The organism is Collinsella sp. AF31-11 (assembly GCF_003475605.1).
Classification (GTDB): domain Bacteria; phylum Actinomycetota; class Coriobacteriia; order Coriobacteriales; family Coriobacteriaceae; genus Collinsella.
This window is the reverse complement of the sequence record NZ_QRQS01000002.1, coordinates 87,237-104,702: the sequence shown is the minus strand read 5'-3', so window position 1 is coordinate 104,702 and position 17,466 is coordinate 87,237. Positions and strand designations below refer to the sequence as shown.

Annotated in this window: 14 protein-coding genes and 1 tRNA gene; 11 read left to right on the top strand and 4 right to left on the bottom strand. The window is 60.5% G+C overall.

Annotated elements, in window-relative coordinates; genetic code table 11:
* The first annotated feature begins 1 nt into the window (after position 1).
* Positions 2-715 carry a DUF6580 family putative transport protein gene (locus tag DWZ22_RS01560; protein ID WP_117794579.1) on the top strand — a complete coding sequence of 238 codons (714 nt, stop codon included), beginning with the start codon at positions 2-4 and terminating at the stop codon, positions 713-715.
* A gap of 348 nt (positions 716-1,063) precedes the next feature.
* On the opposite strand, the gene DWZ22_RS01555 is transcribed toward DWZ22_RS01560, so the two are convergent.
* The gene (locus DWZ22_RS01555) at positions 1,064-1,882 is read right to left on the bottom strand and encodes an exodeoxyribonuclease III (RefSeq protein WP_117794580.1); all 819 of its coding nucleotides are present in this window, start codon (positions 1,880-1,882) and stop codon (positions 1,064-1,066) included.
* A gap of 135 nt (positions 1,883-2,017) precedes the next feature.
* On the opposite strand from DWZ22_RS01555, the gene DWZ22_RS01550 reads away from it, so the two are divergent.
* The 4 genes from DWZ22_RS01550 (at position 2,018) to DWZ22_RS01535 (ending at position 6,742) form a co-directional block, all read left to right on the top strand.
* On the top strand, positions 2,018-2,770 hold the full coding sequence (locus DWZ22_RS01550) for an NAD-dependent protein deacylase (RefSeq protein WP_117794581.1): 753 nt from the start codon (positions 2,018-2,020) through the stop codon (positions 2,768-2,770).
* Between the two features lie 94 nt (positions 2,771-2,864).
* The gene (folP, locus tag DWZ22_RS01545; protein ID WP_117734764.1) at positions 2,865-4,592 is read left to right on the top strand and encodes a dihydropteroate synthase; all 1,728 of its coding nucleotides are present in this window, start codon (positions 2,865-2,867) and stop codon (positions 4,590-4,592) included.
* The gene (locus DWZ22_RS01540) at positions 4,593-5,294 is read left to right on the top strand and encodes a hypothetical protein (protein WP_117734763.1); all 702 of its coding nucleotides are present in this window, start codon (positions 4,593-4,595) and stop codon (positions 5,292-5,294) included.
* A 251-nt stretch (positions 5,295-5,545) separates the two neighbouring features.
* Complete coding sequence (locus tag DWZ22_RS01535; protein ID WP_117794582.1) at positions 5,546-6,742, top strand: ATP-binding protein; 1,197 nt, start codon at positions 5,546-5,548, stop codon at positions 6,740-6,742.
* Positions 6,743-6,847: 105 nt separating this feature from the next.
* Here the strand turns inward: DWZ22_RS01535 and DWZ22_RS01530 are convergent, their stop codons facing one another.
* On the bottom strand, positions 6,848-7,621 hold the full coding sequence (locus DWZ22_RS01530) for a type III pantothenate kinase (RefSeq protein ID WP_158553175.1): 774 nt from the start codon (positions 7,619-7,621) through the stop codon (positions 6,848-6,850).
* A gap of 196 nt (positions 7,622-7,817) precedes the next feature.
* Between DWZ22_RS01530 and DWZ22_RS01525 the strand changes: the two genes are divergently transcribed.
* Positions 7,818-7,894, top strand: a tRNA-Met gene (locus tag DWZ22_RS01525).
* A 249-nt stretch (positions 7,895-8,143) separates the two neighbouring features.
* Here the strand turns inward: DWZ22_RS01525 and DWZ22_RS01520 are convergent.
* The gene (locus DWZ22_RS01520) at positions 8,144-9,040 is read right to left on the bottom strand and encodes a LysR family transcriptional regulator (protein WP_158553174.1); all 897 of its coding nucleotides are present in this window, start codon (positions 9,038-9,040) and stop codon (positions 8,144-8,146) included.
* 142 nt (positions 9,041-9,182) lie between these two features.
* Here DWZ22_RS01520 and DWZ22_RS01515 point away from each other — a divergent pair, with 142 nt between their 5' ends.
* The 5 genes from DWZ22_RS01515 to DWZ22_RS01495 all read left to right on the top strand — a co-directional run bounded on the left by DWZ22_RS01515 (position 9,183) and on the right by DWZ22_RS01495 (position 16,067).
* Complete coding sequence (locus tag DWZ22_RS01515) at positions 9,183-9,761, top strand: DUF1097 family protein (RefSeq protein ID WP_117743657.1); 579 nt, start codon at positions 9,183-9,185, stop codon at positions 9,759-9,761.
* A gap of 255 nt (positions 9,762-10,016) precedes the next feature.
* Positions 10,017-11,522, top strand: coding sequence for an FAD-dependent oxidoreductase (locus DWZ22_RS01510; protein ID WP_117763285.1), 1,506 nt, complete (start codon positions 10,017-10,019; stop codon positions 11,520-11,522).
* 133 nt (positions 11,523-11,655) lie between these two features.
* Positions 11,656-13,788 carry an FAD-dependent oxidoreductase gene (locus tag DWZ22_RS01505; protein WP_118273289.1) on the top strand — a complete coding sequence of 711 codons (2,133 nt, stop codon included), beginning with the start codon at positions 11,656-11,658 and terminating at the stop codon, positions 13,786-13,788.
* A gap of 17 nt (positions 13,789-13,805) precedes the next feature.
* Positions 13,806-14,882, top strand: coding sequence for an NADH-ubiquinone oxidoreductase-F iron-sulfur binding region domain-containing protein (locus tag DWZ22_RS01500; RefSeq protein WP_118273288.1), 1,077 nt, complete (start codon positions 13,806-13,808; stop codon positions 14,880-14,882).
* A 192-nt stretch (positions 14,883-15,074) separates the two neighbouring features.
* Positions 15,075-16,067, top strand: coding sequence for a flavodoxin family protein (locus tag DWZ22_RS01495; protein WP_118405267.1), 993 nt, complete (start codon positions 15,075-15,077; stop codon positions 16,065-16,067).
* On the opposite strand, the gene DWZ22_RS01490 is transcribed toward DWZ22_RS01495, so the two are convergent.
* Entirely contained in the window at positions 16,054-17,403 is a 1,350-nt protein-coding gene (locus tag DWZ22_RS01490) for a CdaR family transcriptional regulator (RefSeq protein WP_118273286.1), read from the bottom strand. The two genes, DWZ22_RS01495 and DWZ22_RS01490, sit on opposite strands and share 14 nt — an antisense overlap.
* Positions 17,404-17,466: the final 63 nt, after the last annotated feature.

Genomic DNA, 17,466 nt, shown 5'->3' with positions numbered 1-17,466 from the left:
AATGGCGGATTATCGCGTCTCGCGCCTACTTGCAAAAATGGAAATCCCGCTGCTGCTGGCGGTCCCCGCAGTGATGACTGCGGCGTTGCTGGCGGGCGTTGAACAGGCGGCGCTTGCCATGCTTGTCGTGGTGGCGTTGGTGCTCGCGCTGTTCTTTGCGGGCTACGAGGCGTCGCGCCCCGGCCTGCGCCAGATTATGCCAACGCTGGTTCTGGCGGCGTTGGCCGCGGCGGGGCGTATCTTGTTTGGCCCCATTCCCGACTTTAAACCCGTGAGTGCCATCGCCATTATCGCGGGGGCGACGCTTGGGCGTCGCAACGGGTTTATGGTCGGCGCGCTGGCGGCGCTGACCAGCAACTTCTTTTTTGGCCAGGGTATGTGGACGCCGTGGCAGATGTATGCCTGGGGACTCGTCGGCTATGTTGGCGGCGCCCGGGCGCATGCGGGTGCGTTTGACCGTGCGGATGGGACCGTGCGCATGCCGGCATTGCTTGCGTACGGTTTTGCATCGGGCCTGCTCTATGGCGTCGTGATCAACGCATACGACATCATCGGTTTTGTGCAGCCGCTCACGTGGGCGGGCGCCGTGGCGCGTCTTGCCACGGCGGTGCCGTTCGACATCACGCACGGACTCGCGACCTGCGTGTTTTTGGCCGCCCTGTACAAGCCCTGGTGTCGCCGCATCAACCGAGTCGTCGTGAAGTACGGGCTGTAGGGCTGGTTGTGTCGGGGCGGGAATCAATACTGTCGAAGTACCATTTCAAAACTATGCCGGTTTACGGGGCTAGATTGGCACAGGCAGGCCATACCGACTTTTTTCGAAATAGAGTAAGCCGTTTACCTGCAGTTTTATTATTTCTGAATTGCGTATGGTTGGGGGTTTGCGATTTAGCCCCGTAAACCGGCATAGTTTTGAAATGGCCGGTTGACATGACGGGCATCGTGGCCCTCAGAGAGCCAAATTGATCCGTTTTCTTCCGTCCCCAGACGTCCCCGGGAATCAGCTGAACCCGCCCGCCACGAAATCGCCCCGCTTTTCTTCGTCTTTGGGAGATCGGTTGGGTTAGAGCTCAAGGGCGAGGGTGACGGGGCAGTGGTCGCTGCCAAAGATGTCACCGCGGATGCCCGTGTCGCGCACGTTGCCGGCGATTGCGTCGCTCACCAGGAAGTAATCAATGCGCCAGCCAGCGTTGTTTTTGCGAGCATTAAAGCGGTAGCTCCACCAGCTGTAGACGCCCTCGACGTCGGGGTTTGCCGCGCGCCAGGTATCGGTAAAGCCGGCATCGAGCAGCTCGGTGAACTTGCCGCGCTCTTCGTCCGAAAAACCCGCGTTGCCGCGGTTGGACTTGGGGCTCTTAAGGTCGATCTCCTCGTGCGCCACGTTAAAGTCGCCGCAGGTCACCACGGGTTTACCGGCATCGCGCTCAAGTGCGCTTAAAAAGCCGCGGTAGGCATCGTCCCACGCCATGCGCACATCGATGCGGGCGAGCTCGTTTTGGGCGTTGGGCGTATAGACGTCGACAAACCAAAACTTATCGAACTCGAGCGCGCAGACGCGGCCCTCGGTTGCGGCCTGCGCCACGAGCTCTGCCGCCTCGCCCTCGCCGGCGTAGGGCAGCAGGGCATCGGCGCGCAGCACGCGCAGCGGTTCCTGGCGGCTAAAGACCGCGGTGCCCGAATAGCCTTTGCGCTCGGCGTAGCTCCAGGTTTGGTGATAGCCGGGCAGGTCGATATCGACCTGGCCCTCTTGCAGCTTGGTCTCTTGCAGCGCCAAGATGTCGACATCGAGCTCCTGCGCGATCTGGATAAAGCTCGGGTCCTTTTTGAGCACGGCGCGCAGGCCGTTGACGTTCCACGAGGCGAAAGTGTAAGTCTGAGGCATGGTGTCCTTTCGACGGGGTTGGCAGGCTTAAGATTAGCGCAACAAGGGCGGAGCGGGCACCATGCGTGACAACCCAAGGGCCGCGTGCTGGGATATTGCCCGACGCTGCCCGACCAACCAGGACGGAGGACTCGTATGACGCAGGCAATATCGGACCCCAAGCAGGCCTCCGCGGCGCTGGCGGAGCTGTTCGATACCCACGAGCGCGTGGTGTTCTTTGGCGGCGCGGGCGTTTCCACGGCGAGCGGCATTCCCGATTTCCGCAGTGTGGACGGCCTGTATCATCAGCAGTTTGCCTACCCGCCCGAGACTATGCTCTCGCATAGCTTTTACGAGACGCATCCGGCCGAGTTCTTTGACTTCTACCGCACCAAGATGATCGCGCTTGGCGCCAAGCCCAATCGCTGCCACACCAAACTGGCCGAGCTGGAGCGGACCGGCAAGCTTAGCGCCGTGGTGACGCAAAATATCGACGGCCTGCATCAGATGGCCGGCTCGCAGCGCGTGTTCGAGCTGCACGGCTCGGTCCACCGCAACATTTGCCAGGCGTGCGGCGCAGTCTATAGCGCCGAGTGGATCTGTGCGCGCGATCACGAGGATGCCGCGGGCGTGCCCGCGTGTCCTGTGTGCGGCGGCCGCATCAAGCCCGATGTGGTGCTCTACGAGGAGCCGCTCGACGAGCATGTGCTTACCGGTGCCGTTGCCGCCATCGCCGCGGCCGATGCCCTTATTGTGGGCGGGACTTCGCTCGTGGTGTATCCGGCGGCGGGCCTTACGCGCTGCTTTACCGGCGATACGCTGGCCATTTGCAATCTCGCTCCCACCGATCAGGATGCAAATGCCGACCTGCTGATTTCTTGCGACATCGCACCCGCGTTTGCGTTCTAGCCCGCGCACGCGGATACAATAGAAAGACTGACTGCAAAACGACCCCGCCGCCAGCGCCCAAGCGCGGCGGCGTGGGCATTTTAGGAGGATGTTCATGGCGAACGATAGCAAGACATGGCGGTGCGGAAAGTACGAGCTCAGCTTTGACCGTCCGCGCATCATGGGCGTCCTCAACGTGACGCCCGATTCGTTTAGCGACGGCGGCGAGCACTTCGATGCGGATGCCGCTATCGAGTACGGCCTGGCGATGCTCGACGCCGGCGCCGACATCATCGACGTAGGCGGCGAGTCCACGCGCCCCGGCTTTACCCCGGTCAATCCCGACGAGGAGGCTCGTCGCGTGCTGCCCGTGGTGCGCGCGCTGGCAAAAGAGGGCGCCATCGTCTCGATCGACACGCGCCACGTGGCGGTTGCCAAGGCTGCCGTGCGCTGCGGTGCCTCGATCGTCAACGACGTGACGGGCTTCACCGACCCCAAGATGGTCGAGTTTGTCGCGACAAGCACCTGCGGCGTCATCGTGATGCACGCCGGCGAGGTCGCGGCACCTACCCGCACACATGCAACGGTGCAGCTCGATACCTCGGCCGCGGCGTTTGTTGCCGAGAAGGCGCGCGAGGCGGCTGCCGAGGCCGCGCGAGAGGCCGAGAAGCCGGCTCGCCGCCGTCGCGGCAAGCTGCTGGGCGAGCCCAAGACGGAGGCCAAGCTTCCGGGCGGCGTGGTGCAGCCTTCGCTGCCGTTTGGCGACCCGGAGCCCGCGCCCGAGCCTGCGGACGAGCAGAAGCAGGCGGCACCGGCGGCCGAGCAGGTCGCCCCTGCCGCCGAGCCTGCCGCGACCCCCGAGCCCGCGCCGGAGCCCAATGACCACCTGGCAGCCATGATGCGCCGCAGCGCCCGCCGCGAGGAGGCCTACGTGCCCACCTCTCAGCTCCGCCGCTTCACCCTGCCCGATTCGGCGCCCATCATGCGCCGCGTCATGGGTTTCCTGTCCGACCAGGCCCGCACGCTCATCCATGCCGGCGTGTCGCGCGATCGCATCTGCATCGATCCCGGCCCGGGTTTTGGCAAGACGGCCAACGAGGATATCGTCATCCAGCGCGAGACCGCCAAGATGGCGTCGCTGGGCTATCCGCTCATGTGCGCCGTGTCGCGCAAGCGTTTTGTGGGCGCCGTCTCGGGCGTGACCGAGGCGGCCGCGCGCGATGCCGCCACGTTTGGTGTGTGCCTGGGCGCCATCCAGGCCGGTGCCAACATCGTGCGCGTGCACGACGTCACCGGCTTCGCGCAGTTCCTGAACGGTTACTGGGCCGTCGCCAAGCCGCAGCCGCGCCGCGCGTTTGTGGCCGTGGGTTCCAACCTGGGGCATCGCTGCGACAACATCCGAGCCGCGCGCGACATGATCGCCGAGATCCCGCTCACCTGCGTGTCCAACTGCTCGCGCATCTACGAGAGCGAGCCGGCCTACGAGACGCGCCAGGACGCGTTTGCCAACGCCGTCATTGAGATCAAGACCGAGCTGGCGCCGCTGGTACTGCTTGACGAGCTGCAGAAGATCGAGCTCGAGCTGGGCCGCGACCGCTCCAAGAAGGCCAAGGTCAACGGCCCGCGCACCATCGACTTGGACCTGCTGTGGATGGATGGTGAGACGCACGGCGGCAAGAAGCTGCGCCTGCCGCATCCGCTGATCGGCGAGCGCGACTTTGTGCTGGTGCCGCTCGAGGACCTGATGCACGACCCGGCGCGGTTCTTCCGCTTCAACGGCGTCGAGGTCAAGGAGCCCGAGGACCGCGTGGGTCATATCGTGGGCGAATTGGGGCGTATGTAGATGATTGAGATGAATGCTGTAGCCGCCGGCACCGAGCTTGATGCCGCGCGCGACGCGGGCCGCGAGGGTGCGTCTGCGGGTTGGTGCGCTTGGAGTGCGGGTGAGGCGTCGTTGACGTTTTCGCTGGTCGTGCGCCCGGACGTGAATATGCATGCCTTCCACGGCCTGCCGTTTGTGGCGGCGATGGGCATGATGGACGCGCTTGTGGGCACGGCTTCGACGCCGGGTCTGGGCCTTGCCGGCAAGGTGGGTATTGAGTGGCCGAGCAACATCGTGTGCGGCGCGCCCGCGTTCGAGACGCCGTTCGCACGCGTTGCCGTGAACGGTGGCGCCGGTGCCGCGGGCATGTTCGGTGCCGTGACGGTGGATATTGAGCGCACGGCGCTGAGCGGGCTTGGCGTGGATATGGCCGACGAGGCGCTGGTTGAGGCGCTGTCCGCCGCCGTGCTGACCCGCGTGGGCGCTTGGGCAGTTGTTGCCAACACGCCGCAGGGCGCTGCCGGCCCGTTGGCTCCGGTGCTGGGCGAGTACTTCGATATGGTGCCGCTGCTGGGTCGTCAGGTTGCGGCGGTGTCGCCCAACGGTTTGCCGCTTGCGGTCGGTGTGTTTGCGGGCCTGGATATCTGGGGCCGTGCGACCATCAAGACCGATGCCGGCGAGCAGGAGTTTCCGCCCGAGGCCGTACGGATTCGCGGACTGTAACGCGAGGCACCCGCGCTCAAAGATAACGATGACAACGAAGCCCTCTTCGGCCTGTGCCGGGGAGGGTTCCGCCTATCTGGGGAATGGGTTGCCAGCGCCTATTCCTCAAAATTGAAAAATTTTCGTTTTTGAGGAATAGGATTAAGGCAGCTCGGTCTTTCGCGAGGTATATTCGCTATAGAGCCTATTCCTCAAAACTGAAAATTTTTCAATTTTGAGGAATAGCGATAGAAGACCGCAGGGAGGCACCAATGAAACTCATCAATAGAACGTCATATATGGACACGTTGACGAGCCTTATTGGCGTACCGGACATCAAGGTCATAACGGGCATTCGCCGTAGCGGTAAGTCAAAATTGCTCGAGGCCCTCCGCGATTACGTGGAGGCAAATCTGTCCAATTCGAATGTCATCCATATCAATTACAACCTCGACGAGTTCGAGGGCCTGCTCGAATATCATGCCCTGCTCGCCTATGTAAAAGAGTATCGAGTGTCCGGCAAGCAAAACTTCCTGCTTATCGACGAGGTTCAGATGTGCGACGGCTTTGAACGCGCGATCAACAGCCTCCATGCATCCGAGCAGTACGACATCTTCATCACCGGATCGAACGCTTTTTTGCTGTCGAGCGATCTGTCGACGCTCTTTACGGGGCGCACGTTCGAGATCGAGGTTTTCCCATTCTCGTTTGAGGAGTATCGTCTCTATGGCGACGAGGGCGAGGTCGACCGCGACTTCGATGAGTACGCGAGAACCGGCGGTATGTCCGGCTCTTACCCTTATCCACTGCAGGAGCAGCGCTATCAATATCTCTCCAACGTCTTCAAGACGCTCATTGTGAGAGATATCGTGCAGCGGCATAACGTGAGAAACGAATCGGCGCTGCTGCGCATTGCCGATTACATGATGGACAACGTTTCCAACATTACGTCGGCACGCAACATTACTGATGCATTAAATGCGGATGGGCTAAAGATTACGAACAAGACGGTCGGCACGTACATGGGGTACCTGTGTGATGCGTTTGCCTTCTATAAAGTTCGTCGGTACGACATTCGCGGCAAAAAATACCTTAAGAGTGGCGAGAAGTACTATCTGGCGGATCATGCGTTTAAATATGCGCTTCTTGGTACACGTGATATGGATTGGGGACGCGTATACGAGAATATGGTGGCAATCGAGCTGCTGCGTCGCGGATACGAGGTATACGTCGGCGTGCTCTATAAAAAGGAAATAGACTTTGTAGCAATCAAGCGGAGCGAGAAACTCTACATTCAGGTGAGCGACGACATCAGCTCGGATAAGACATTTGAACGCGAGATTTCGCCACTGCTGAGCATTGGCGATGCGTATCCCAAGATGATTCTCGCCCGCACGCATCACGAGGCCACGGATCGCGACGGAGTGCAGATCGTGGACCTGGCGAGGTGGTTGTGCGGCGAGGCGTAGCAGAAAGCCTATTCCTCAAAACTGAAAAAATTTCGTTTTTGAGGAATAGGACCGATGCATTGCTTAGTCCGCCGCTCGCGCCCGTGCTCGACTTAAGCCCCTGCCTTACCCCAGCTCCTGCATGCGGCGATAGATTTCGCAGATACCCTTAATGGTAAGTTGTCCGTCGACCACGTCGAAGGCATCGGTCGAACCGGCGACGATGCTGGCGAGGCCACCCGTGGCGATAACGGTGACATCCTTGCGGCCCAGCTCGCGCTTCATGCGCGCGACCAGGCCCTCGGCCATGGCGGCGGCGCCCACCACGGCGCCGACCTTGATGCACTCCTCGGTATCGCGGCCGATGGCGTACTCGGGCGCCTCGAGCGGAACGCTGGCGAGCTTGGCAGCTCGGGCGGCGAGCGCGTCCATCGAAATGCGGATGCCCGGCGCGATCGCTCCGCCAATGTAATAGCCGTCCTCGTCGATGACGTCGATATTGGTTGCGGTGCCAAAGTCCACCACGATCGCCGGGGCGCCGTAGAAGGTCTCGGCAGCGACGGCGTTGGCGATGCGGTCGGCACCAACGGCTTGGGGGCGCGCCGCCCGCAGTTTGGTCACCGCAGCCGTCTGCGGCCCGATGACGATGGCGTCCGCGGCAATGCGGTCGGCCACGGCGTGCCACTCGCGCGAGAGCTGCGGCACCACGCCGGCAAAGGCGATTGCGTCGACCGCATCGAGCGAAAGGTCGTACATCTTAAAGAAACCCATCAGGCGCACGTGGATCTCGTCGGCGGTATAGGAGCGGTCGGTGGGCATGCGCCACGACTGCACCAGCTCGTCTCCGTCAAACAGGCCCATGGCCGTTTGCGTGTTTCCCATATCGATAGCGAGCAGCATGTCTACTCCCGGTGTCGGCATAAAAGGACGCGCACCATTGTATACGTGCCGTCGACGGCGCTCGGCTGCGATTCGTTTACGGTGATAGGGGCTGAGGGGTTTAAATATGAAGGAACTATGCTCTACGAGATTTTCCTTGCCGTTTACCGAACTCCCGCGTAGTATTCTTTTTTGCGCACATGAGGCGCCCAGACATTGCGGGGTGGAGCAGTCTGGTAGCTCGCCGGGCTCATAACCCGGAGGTCGTAGGTTCAAATCCTGCCCCCGCGACCAAGAACTTGCAGCTCGTCGGCCTAGCCGGCGAGCTTTTTTGTTATTCCGGGACCGTGTTTTCGGTCCAATTCTCGGCCTCTCAAACAACATCTCGATCTGTAACACCTAGACCCCATTTGGACGGCTAGATGTTACAGATCGAGATGTTGAGTCCCCGCCCGGACGGTTTGTCTAAATCTGTAACATCTTGGGCCCATTTTGCCGAGTAACTGTTACAGATCGAGACGCTGACCTCCCGCCTGGGCGGTTCTAGTCGTTGGTAATCAGGAACTCATCTAGGAAGACATCGAGCAGGTCGTTCTTGCGCTGTGGTAGCCAGGCGGCGGCAATTGTCATTTCGGCCGATTTGCCTTCTATGGGAATCGCAACGACTTTGCCGTTGGTGGGAAAGGTCTGCGTTAGATACCCTGGCAGCAGCGCGTAGCCCAGGCCCGCGGCGACGCACAGCACGCTTGTCTCGACGTCCTCGGACACATAGGCAATCTTGGGGCGCTCTTCTATTTTGGCAAGCGTGGCCGCAATCGCCTCCGATTCGCCGTATCCGCTGGCTCCGCGCGTGGCATCGACAATCGGATACCCCTTAAGGTCTTCGATGCGAATCGATTGCCGATGGGCGAGCGGGTGATCGAGCGGTACCACGGCGTGCAGCGGATAGGACCTCAAGACCTGCCATTGCATATCGGACATGCGGTATTCGTTGTAGAGCAGGTTGATACACACGTCGATATCTTCTCGGCGCAGGGCGTCGTAGAGCTCCGAGACGTTGTCGCGCATAAAGCTCAGTCGCACGTTGGGGTAGCATTGGTGAAACCCAAACAGCATGTCGGCAAGATCGGTCCGCTCGTATCCCTTTATGTAGCCAACCTTGAGCTCGCCTTCGGGCATGTCGTCTGCCGTCCGCGCGCGTCTTACGGCCTCGGCAGTTCGCCCGACAATTGCACGGGCGTCATCGAGGAACAGGGCTCCCGCCATCGTAAGCTCAACGTGATGGTTATCGCGCTCGAACAGCTGCTTTCCCACGATGCGCTCGAGCGCCGCTATCTGGTTTGAAACCGTTGCCTGCGAAACAAAGAACTCCCTGGCGACCTTCGAAAAAGAGCGTGCCTCTGCCACGGCTATAAAGTACTCCAGCTGTTTGATGCGCATGGTTCTCCGTACATTAGATTTCCTTATCACGTAATGCATAGATTAGCGCAAACGCCCAGCGATTTCCCTTTTATGATTTAGGAGCGGTTATTTGCGTGCGTATCGACAACACCGCAAATTTCTTTTGAAGAGAGGGATCTCGATGAAGGGCCGTAAAACCATCAAGCTTGTTCAGGCCGCCACTGGTGCCGTTGTGCTCACACTCCTTATGCAGCTGATGGGGGTGTTTGGGTATGGGCAGTACACCTGGATGTGCTTTTTGCCGTTGCTGATGTTTTTTGCCTTTGGGGCCGATTTTAAGAAGATCCCCGAGATGCTGGTGAGCTATGCCGTCGGTGAGGTTTGGTGTGTGATCAATTCGCTGGTCATGGGCGTATTCGTCTCGGCCTTTGGCGCCGACAACATGGTTATGAGCAATATCGTTCCGACCATCCTCGTTATCTTTTGTATCCTGACGACTCACGAGAACCTGCTCGAAGGCAAGATCTGCTCCAATGTGCCCTGCGTCTTTATGGGTCTTGCCACGTCGTTCTTCACGTTTATGCTGCAGCAGCCGATCAACTTTGGCCACCTCTTTGCGTTCTGGGCCTTTGGAATCGCGCTCGCGGTTTGCCTGGTCATGTCGGGAACGCTCGTGTGCTCGGCGATCTTTGGAAAAGAGCGCACTATTCAGGCGCTTACGCCGCTCGCTGTTCTCGAGGCGCAGCAGAATCATAAATAAGAAAACTCGATTATCAGGGGGCGGGTGCCATAAGGCACACCGCCCCCTTTGTGCGTATGGCGCCAAGACCATGCGCTCGAAAACGTTGCCCAAGCGCATGGTTCATCTGCACAAAGCCCGTGGATGCTATGGGCAAACATCGGTGCGCCTGCACATGGTTTTGAGGCTGTTTTCGAGCGAAAGTATGGCTGTCGATACGCATGCAATTCGCATGAAGCCCGGGCTCGTCCAAGAGCCCTATAAAGGAGGATTCGCATGAAACAGTTAGAGACCGACGTCGTTGTCGTCGCCGCGGGTCTGAGTGGTCTTGCCGCAGCGGTCGCTGCAGCCGAGGCGGGCGCTCGCGTCATTGCCCTGGAGAAGGCCCCCATTACCGGTGGCGCCGCCAACATGGGCATGGGGCCTGCCGCAGCTGGCTCTCCGCTTCAGAAGGCCTCGATGATCGAGGTCACGCCTGGCGAGCTCTTCCGTCGCCATATGTTCTACACCCATTACCAGGTCGATGCTCGCCTGGTGCGCGACTACTACTTTAAGTCGGGCGACACCATTGCATGGCTGCAGGACATGGGCGTGGAGTTTAACTCTGTGCGTCCGGCATTCCGCGCTCGCGAGCGCACGCGCGCCTATTCCGACGGCGAGTACACCTGGCATGTCGTGCAGCCCGAGGACGGCTCCGAGCCCGGTCCTCGCGCGGCCACCACGATGACCAAACGCATGACCGAGCGCGCTCAGGACCTGGGTGTCGAGTTTATGTTTGAGTGCCCGGGCACCGGCCTTATCAAGGATGAGGATGGCGCCATTTGCGGCGTGACCGCCAAGGACAAGGACGGCGAGGAGTACCAGATCTCGTGCAAGTCCGCGATTGTCGCCACGGGCGGTTTTGGCCACAACGCCAAGCTCATCAAGGAAAAGCTCGACTTTGAGTGGGGTACCGACCTGTTCTCGTTTGCCATTCCGGGCATGGACGGCGACGGCATCAACATGTGCCACGAGGTCGGCGGCGGCCACACCCCGGTGACCATGGAGCTCATGTATCAGATCCCCGACAACATGAACCACTTCTATGTCGAGGGCGCATTCCGTCAGCCGTGCTACTGGTGCAACCGCCTGGGCGAGCGCTTTATGCCGGAGGACGAGATTTTCAACACCACCTTTGTCGGCAACGCCATCAACCATCTTCCCGGCAAGGTCGCCTATGCCATCTTTGATTCCCGTATGCTCAAGCACTGGAAGAAGGATGGTCCGGATATCGTCAGCCACGTTCATCCGCACGACCTGTACGACGGCTTTGAGGAGCAGTGGAACCGCGACCTGGAGGCTGGCTATCCGGCGATCTGCCAGGCCGATACGCTGGAGGAGCTTGCCGAGAAGGCGGGTATCGACGTGGAGGGCCTGCTCGCCAACGTCGACGAGTACAACGAGATGTGCGACAACGGCTGGGACGACATCTTTGAGAAAGAGCGCGAGTTTATGAAGCCGCTCGAGAAGGGCCCCTTCTATTGCTGCAAGCAGTACTGTGGCGCCTACGGCACCCTGGGCGGCGTGCTCATCAACCACAAGATGGAGGTCATGACCGACGACTACGAGGTCATCCCTGGTCTGTACTGCGTTGGCACCGATGCCTGCACCATCTATGGCGACTCCTATAACTACTGCATTCCTGGTAACACCATGGGCTTCTGCCTTAACTCGGGTCGCATCGCCGGTGAAAACGCCGCCGCAGCCCTCTTTGAGGACGCTGGCGACGAGGAGTGGTCGTAACACCGTAGCTATTCGCGTCTGCAGACACCCACGCGTTGGGTGCAGGCGGGGATTTGCCCTACACGCGAGGCGCTCGGGATCACTTTGGTCCCGGGCGCCTTTCTGGACAAAAGCGACGTTTTGAGGGGAACGAATGAAGCTAACGATTAATGGAGCCGAGGTCGAGGCGCGCGAGGGGCAGAATGTCCTGGAGGCCGCGCTCGATGCTGGCATCTACATTCCGCATCTGTGCAAACATCCCGATCTTGAGGCCGTTGGCGGGTGTCGTCTGTGTATGGTCGAAATCGAAGGCCAAGACGAGCCGGTGTGTGCCTGCAAGACGTCGGTTGCCGAGGGAATGGTCGTAAACACGACGGGTGAGCAGGCCGAGCGCGTGCGCAAGCTGGCGATGGAACTGATCCTGGCCACGCATCCCGCCGATTGCACCGGCTGCCCCAAGTACGGCAAGTGCGAGCTGCAGTCTATGTATCAGTACCTGGGAGTTTCGCCTGCGCGCTGGCGCACCAAGAGCCGTCCGGTCGCCACGGACGAATCGAACCCGCTGATCACCCATATGTTCACCCGCTGCATCCGGTGCGGTCGCTGTGTGCGCGCCTGCCGTGAGCTGCGGGGCGCCGGCGTCTTGGACTACCAGCGCACCGAGGACGGCATTCGCATTGGTACGGACGGCAGCGTGAGCCTGCAAGAGGCCGGATGCCGTTTTTGCGGTGCCTGCATCGAGGTGTGCCCCACGGGCTCGATCGTCGACACGCTTAATATGTTTGACGAGAACAAGTCCTATGCCGATAACGTGGTCCCCTGTCGCTCGGGCTGTCCCGCTCATGTGGATATCCCGCGCTACCTGCGTCATATTCGCAACGGTGAGTACACTCGCGCCGCCGCGGTGGTGCGCGAGAAGGTCCCGTTCCCCGAGAGCCTGGGCGACATTTGCGTCCATAGCTGCCAGGATGCCTGCAAGCGCAACGAGCTCAACGGCACGCCGGTTTCGGTCTGCCGCCTTAAGCGCGCTGCGGCCGTGCGCGATACGGGCGACTGGAAGGCAAATGTGCGCCATGAGCCGCTGAGCGGCAAAAAGGTCGCCGTTGTGGGTGCCGGTCCCGCCGGTTTGACCGCCGCACTCTATTGCGCCGAGAAAGGCCACAAGGTCGTGGTGTTCGAGGCCAACGAGAAGGTCGGCGGCCAGATGCGCTACGGCATTCCGGCGTATCGCCTGCCCGATGCCACGGTCGATGCCGAGGTCGCGACGATTTTGGAAATCGCCCAGGGTGATGACGCCGAGCCGCGCATTGAGCCGCGCTGTGGCGAGCGCATCGCCGAGCCCAAGGCCCTTCTTGACCAGGGCTTCGATGCCGTGCTGGTTGCGGTGGGTACCCATGACGGAACGGTACTCCCCATGCCCGGTCACGACCTCGAAGGCGTGCTGCGCAACACCGATTTTTTGAAGGCCGCCCGTATGGGCAGCGCCCCGGACCTGACGGGCAAGCGCGTTGTGGTGCTTGGCGGCGGCAACGTGGCGTACGACTGCGCCCGCACCGCCGTGCGCCTGGGCGCCGCATCGGTCGATGTTGCCTGCCTTGAGGCCCAAGACGCGATGACCTCGACGCCCGAGGAGCGTGCCGAAGCCGCCGAGGAAGGCGTGGTGCTGCACGATGCCTATGCTTTTACCAGCATCAACGAGACCGAGGACGGTTCTGGCAAGGTCGGTTCCATGACGATCCACAAGATCGAGCGGTTCTACTTTGACGAGAACCACCGCGCCGTCACCGAACTGCTCGACGGCGGCGAGAAGACCATCGATGCCGACTGCGTGATCTTTGCCGTGGGCCAAAAGCCCGAGGGCACGGCCCAGATGGGCCTTGAACTTACGCACGGTCCGTACATCGTGGCCGACACCGAGGGCAAGACGAGCGTCGAAGGCATTTGGTCGGCGGGCGACTGCGTGACGGGTACCAAATCGGTGATCGCGGCAATTGCTGCAGGTCGCACGTGTGCTTCGGCCATCGACCGCGCGTTGGGTGGCGATGGCGACATCGACGAGGAGCTGACCGAGCACGATGCTCCCGAGCAGTGGGTCGGGCATGCCCCCGAGGGCTTCTACGACGATGCCGTGCAGCCCGAGTTTGTCGATGCCCAGATGCGTAAGGACAACTTCGATACGTTTGAGTGCCCCTATACCGACCATGAGGCCGCGTGCGAGGCGAGCCGCTGCTTGCAGTGCGATTTGCGCCTAACGATCAGCACGCCGCGCCTGTGGAACGAGTACTAGGAAAGGAGCGATAACCCATGACGATCATCAACTTTATGCCTGTGCATCGACAGGCGCCTGTGGCGCTTTGGCTCCTTAAGAAGGACGTGGCTGCCGCTGCGGAAAAAATTGCAGAGGCTGGCGCCCAGGCGGTTTTGATGCCGGCGGGCGACGAGGTCTCTGCCACGCTCGCGGATGCGTTGGGCGAGTCCTGCCGCGTGATTGAGTGCGACCCGAGCCGGGGCTTTGTCTATGCCAACGGTTCGGCCGCGGCCAAGATGCTCGACGGCGAAAAGCCTCTCCCATCTTGCTGCGAGGGCGATGGCGCCGACCGATGCCTGAACGGATCGGAGTTACTTGCTGCCGAAGGAAAGCGCTGGGTGTGGTTTGACGGGGCCGATGAGCCCGTTGAGGTCGACCGCGTCGTGAGTGTGGAATCCCTGGTTGCCGCGGCGGGCGCCGATGACGCCAAAGCGGTGGGGATTGGCTATCCCAGCGGTCTGCTGCTGAGGCCCGACGACACCTCAAAGATTGAGCTATGCAGCGACTACGTGCGCGTCTATACCTCCAAAAACTGCATGGCAAAGGCGCTTTTGGACATTTGCACGCTGTACCGTCACGAGAGCTGCGGACGCTGTGTCTTTGGCTACGAGGGCTCTCATCAGATTGCGACGATTCTTGCCGATATCTGCCGCAAGAAGGGTAAGCCGACCGACTTGGCGCTTCTTCGCGACCTTTGCCCCGTGATGCAGGCGCAGTGTCTGTGCGAGCAAGGTCGCGTGCTGGCGCGCACGGTGCAATCGTTCCTCGACCTGTTCGAGGGCGAGATTATGCAGCACACCACCAAGAAGGTCTGTGCCGCAGGGGAATGCCAGGCATTCTTGACCTTCCATATCTTGGCTTCCAAATGCCAGGCCTGCAACAAGTGCGTCGATTCGGACGTTTGCGAGGAGGACGCGATTCTGGGAAGGCCGCGGTTCATCCATGTGATTGACCAAAAGGCCTGCACCCAGTGCGGCGCTTGTCTGGATATCTGCGACAATGGCGCGATCGTTACTGCCGGTGCCGTGAAGCCCAAGTGCCCGCCCAAACCCATTCCCTTTAAGCGCAAATAGCGCGATCCCCCTCTCGTTTTGCCCCTTGTAGGCATGCGGGAGGGGCCTTTGTTTATCTGCACGAGGTATTCCGCAAATACCGAGCGGGCCTTGGTTGCCTGGACGGTGAACGCGTTTTGCGTCTGCCGTACGCTTTTTGCGAAGTACACACGGGCAGAATCCGTGTCCAAAATGCTCTGGAGAGGAGCGACCATGTCGTTTAAAGTGATGGTGATTTGTGCCGGCAGGCACGGTGGCAACGGCGAGGCTTTGGCCAAAGAGGCCCTTTGCGCGGTGCGCGAGGCGGGCGGCGAGGTCGAGCTGATCAATTTGTTCGACTACAACATCTTGCCCTGCACCGGTTGCGAGGGCTGCACCATGCAGATGGGAAAGATGGGCGCCGGCCTGCAAAAGGAATACCACGGCTGCGTCCTTAAAAACAAAGACGATGTAGATGCGATTATTCGCGAGTTGCAAACCTGCCAGGGCGTGATCTTCTCGGTTCCGACCTACGACCTTACGCCCAGCTCGGTGTACACCCGCTTTGCCCAGCGCTTCTTGGCATACGAGCTTTCGTTCTTGCTTGCCATCGGTGCCGTAAAGGAGAATCCGCATACCGTTGCCGGCCTTATTTCCGTTGGCGGCTCCATGCACGATTGGCAGTCCCTGGCGCTCGAGAGCCTGCAGGCGACTATGTTTACCATGTCGATGACTGTCGTCGATCGCTATATGGCGCAACGTGATGGTCGCCCGGGCAATACCTTTGTGTGGGGAGACGACGTGGAGTGGGGCGGACAGATTGCCCGCGCCCACAAAATGGGCGAGAACATCGTCAAGGCCATTCGCACACCGGTTGACGAGCGCTGCTGGCTGGGCGATCCGGATGACGGCGTGTGCCCCAACTGCCACAGCTCCCTGGTGTACCCCGGCGACAAGCATTGGGATGGAGTTGAGTTTCCGTGGGAGTGCGCGGTCTGCGGTGCTGGTGGCGACATCGTGACCGACGAGCGCACCGGTCGCCCCAAACTCAAGATTGCCGAGAACGGCCTGATCCGCGACCGCAACGACGACCACGCGCGCGCCGAGCACCTCAACGAGATCAACAAGACCCGCGACGAGTTCTTCGCCCACATGGACGAAGTAAAGCCGCTTATGGAGAAGTACGCCAAGATGACGTTCCCCACGCTGGAGATTAAGCGCGACTAGTTTTGTTTAAGCCCCGCTCGGCTAATTTGCGGCAGTGCAGGTCGGCGCTGGTGCGGGGCTTAATCCTCGGCTCAAGAAAGCCAAGGTAGATCAGGGCGCGAATCGAGAGATGGAACAAAAAGAGGTCTTCTCCCGATGCCAAGTCGTTACCGGTGATTTCCTTGATGCGGTTAATGCGATAGAGCAGCGTGTTTTTGTGAAGCGACAAGATCGCGGCGGTGCGCGCCGTGTTGCAGCCGTGTTGCATAAAGGCAAAGAGCGTCTCGACCAGCTCGGAATCGTGCGACTGGTCGTGTTTCCAAAGTGCCCAGATTGCCGGATGGCAGTAGTTCATAAGGTTGATGTGGTCGTTGCAGATATCGAGCATTTCCATGTAGGTGTATTCGCAATAGCGATACACATGGGTGTCTTCGAGGATTTTGGTAAAGGTCGAGCCGTAGCGAATGGCGGCGCGTGCCTGATTGAGGTGCGAACGCACATCGGTTGCCTGGGAAAACTCGTTGCTGATACCAATGAACAAATTGTTCGTGGCAGCAACGCGGGCAAGGATCGCCTCGTCGTTGGCGGGTAGCTGCGTGGAGGGCGGACGGCTTACCAGCGCCACGAGTTCGCCCTCGTACATGGTGATAAGGCTATGGTGCAGCAACGGCTGCAATTGTCCTCGGACGCTCTCCGCCTCGCGCGCCTCGAGCTGGGAATCTTTTTTGAGCAGGCATACAACGTAGAGGGCGGGAAGCGGCGTAAAACCGACGAGCTGCATTTTGCGTGTGCAGGTAATGGGGTTGGGGATTTCGTCGTCCAGGAGGCGCGAGAGAAAATATGGCCCCTGTTGCGGGCCGCCCATCGAAAGAAAGCCGCCTTTCTGCAGCTCTTGTGCGAGCAGACGGACGAAGAACTCAAAGACCTCGCGATCGCTATCGCCAAAGGCGTGATTGCGCTCGATCATCATCACCCGGCCCAGGCACGTGCCGTGCACCTTGATCGCGTCGGTCATGGTGTTGAGGCAAAACATGTCGTTATAACGCGTAAGCGGGCCTGTCGAGCGGGCGATCTTCTCGTCTAAGCCGCATTCGATGATGTAGCGCACGGCTTCGTCTTGCAGCATGTCACCTTCGGAGAGCTCGGCGCGGGTGATGGCTGCAAAGGGGGAGTCGTCGTCATCGTCGAGCTCAAAGCCGCCGCGGGCGGCATAGCGGTACACGGGATCGACGACGAGCACCGGGTTGTCCATAGCGGCAGAGGCTGTTTGCGTGAGGTTCTTGAGTCCTGCGTCGCTCAAGAGCGCCTCGAGCAGCGCTTGCTTTGCGGTGGACGTATCGGTGGTACTCGGTTGCATGGGTGTCCCTTCTGCCGCGTCTTCGCCGTAGTCGACGCGTGACCAAATAATTATCGCAGGCTG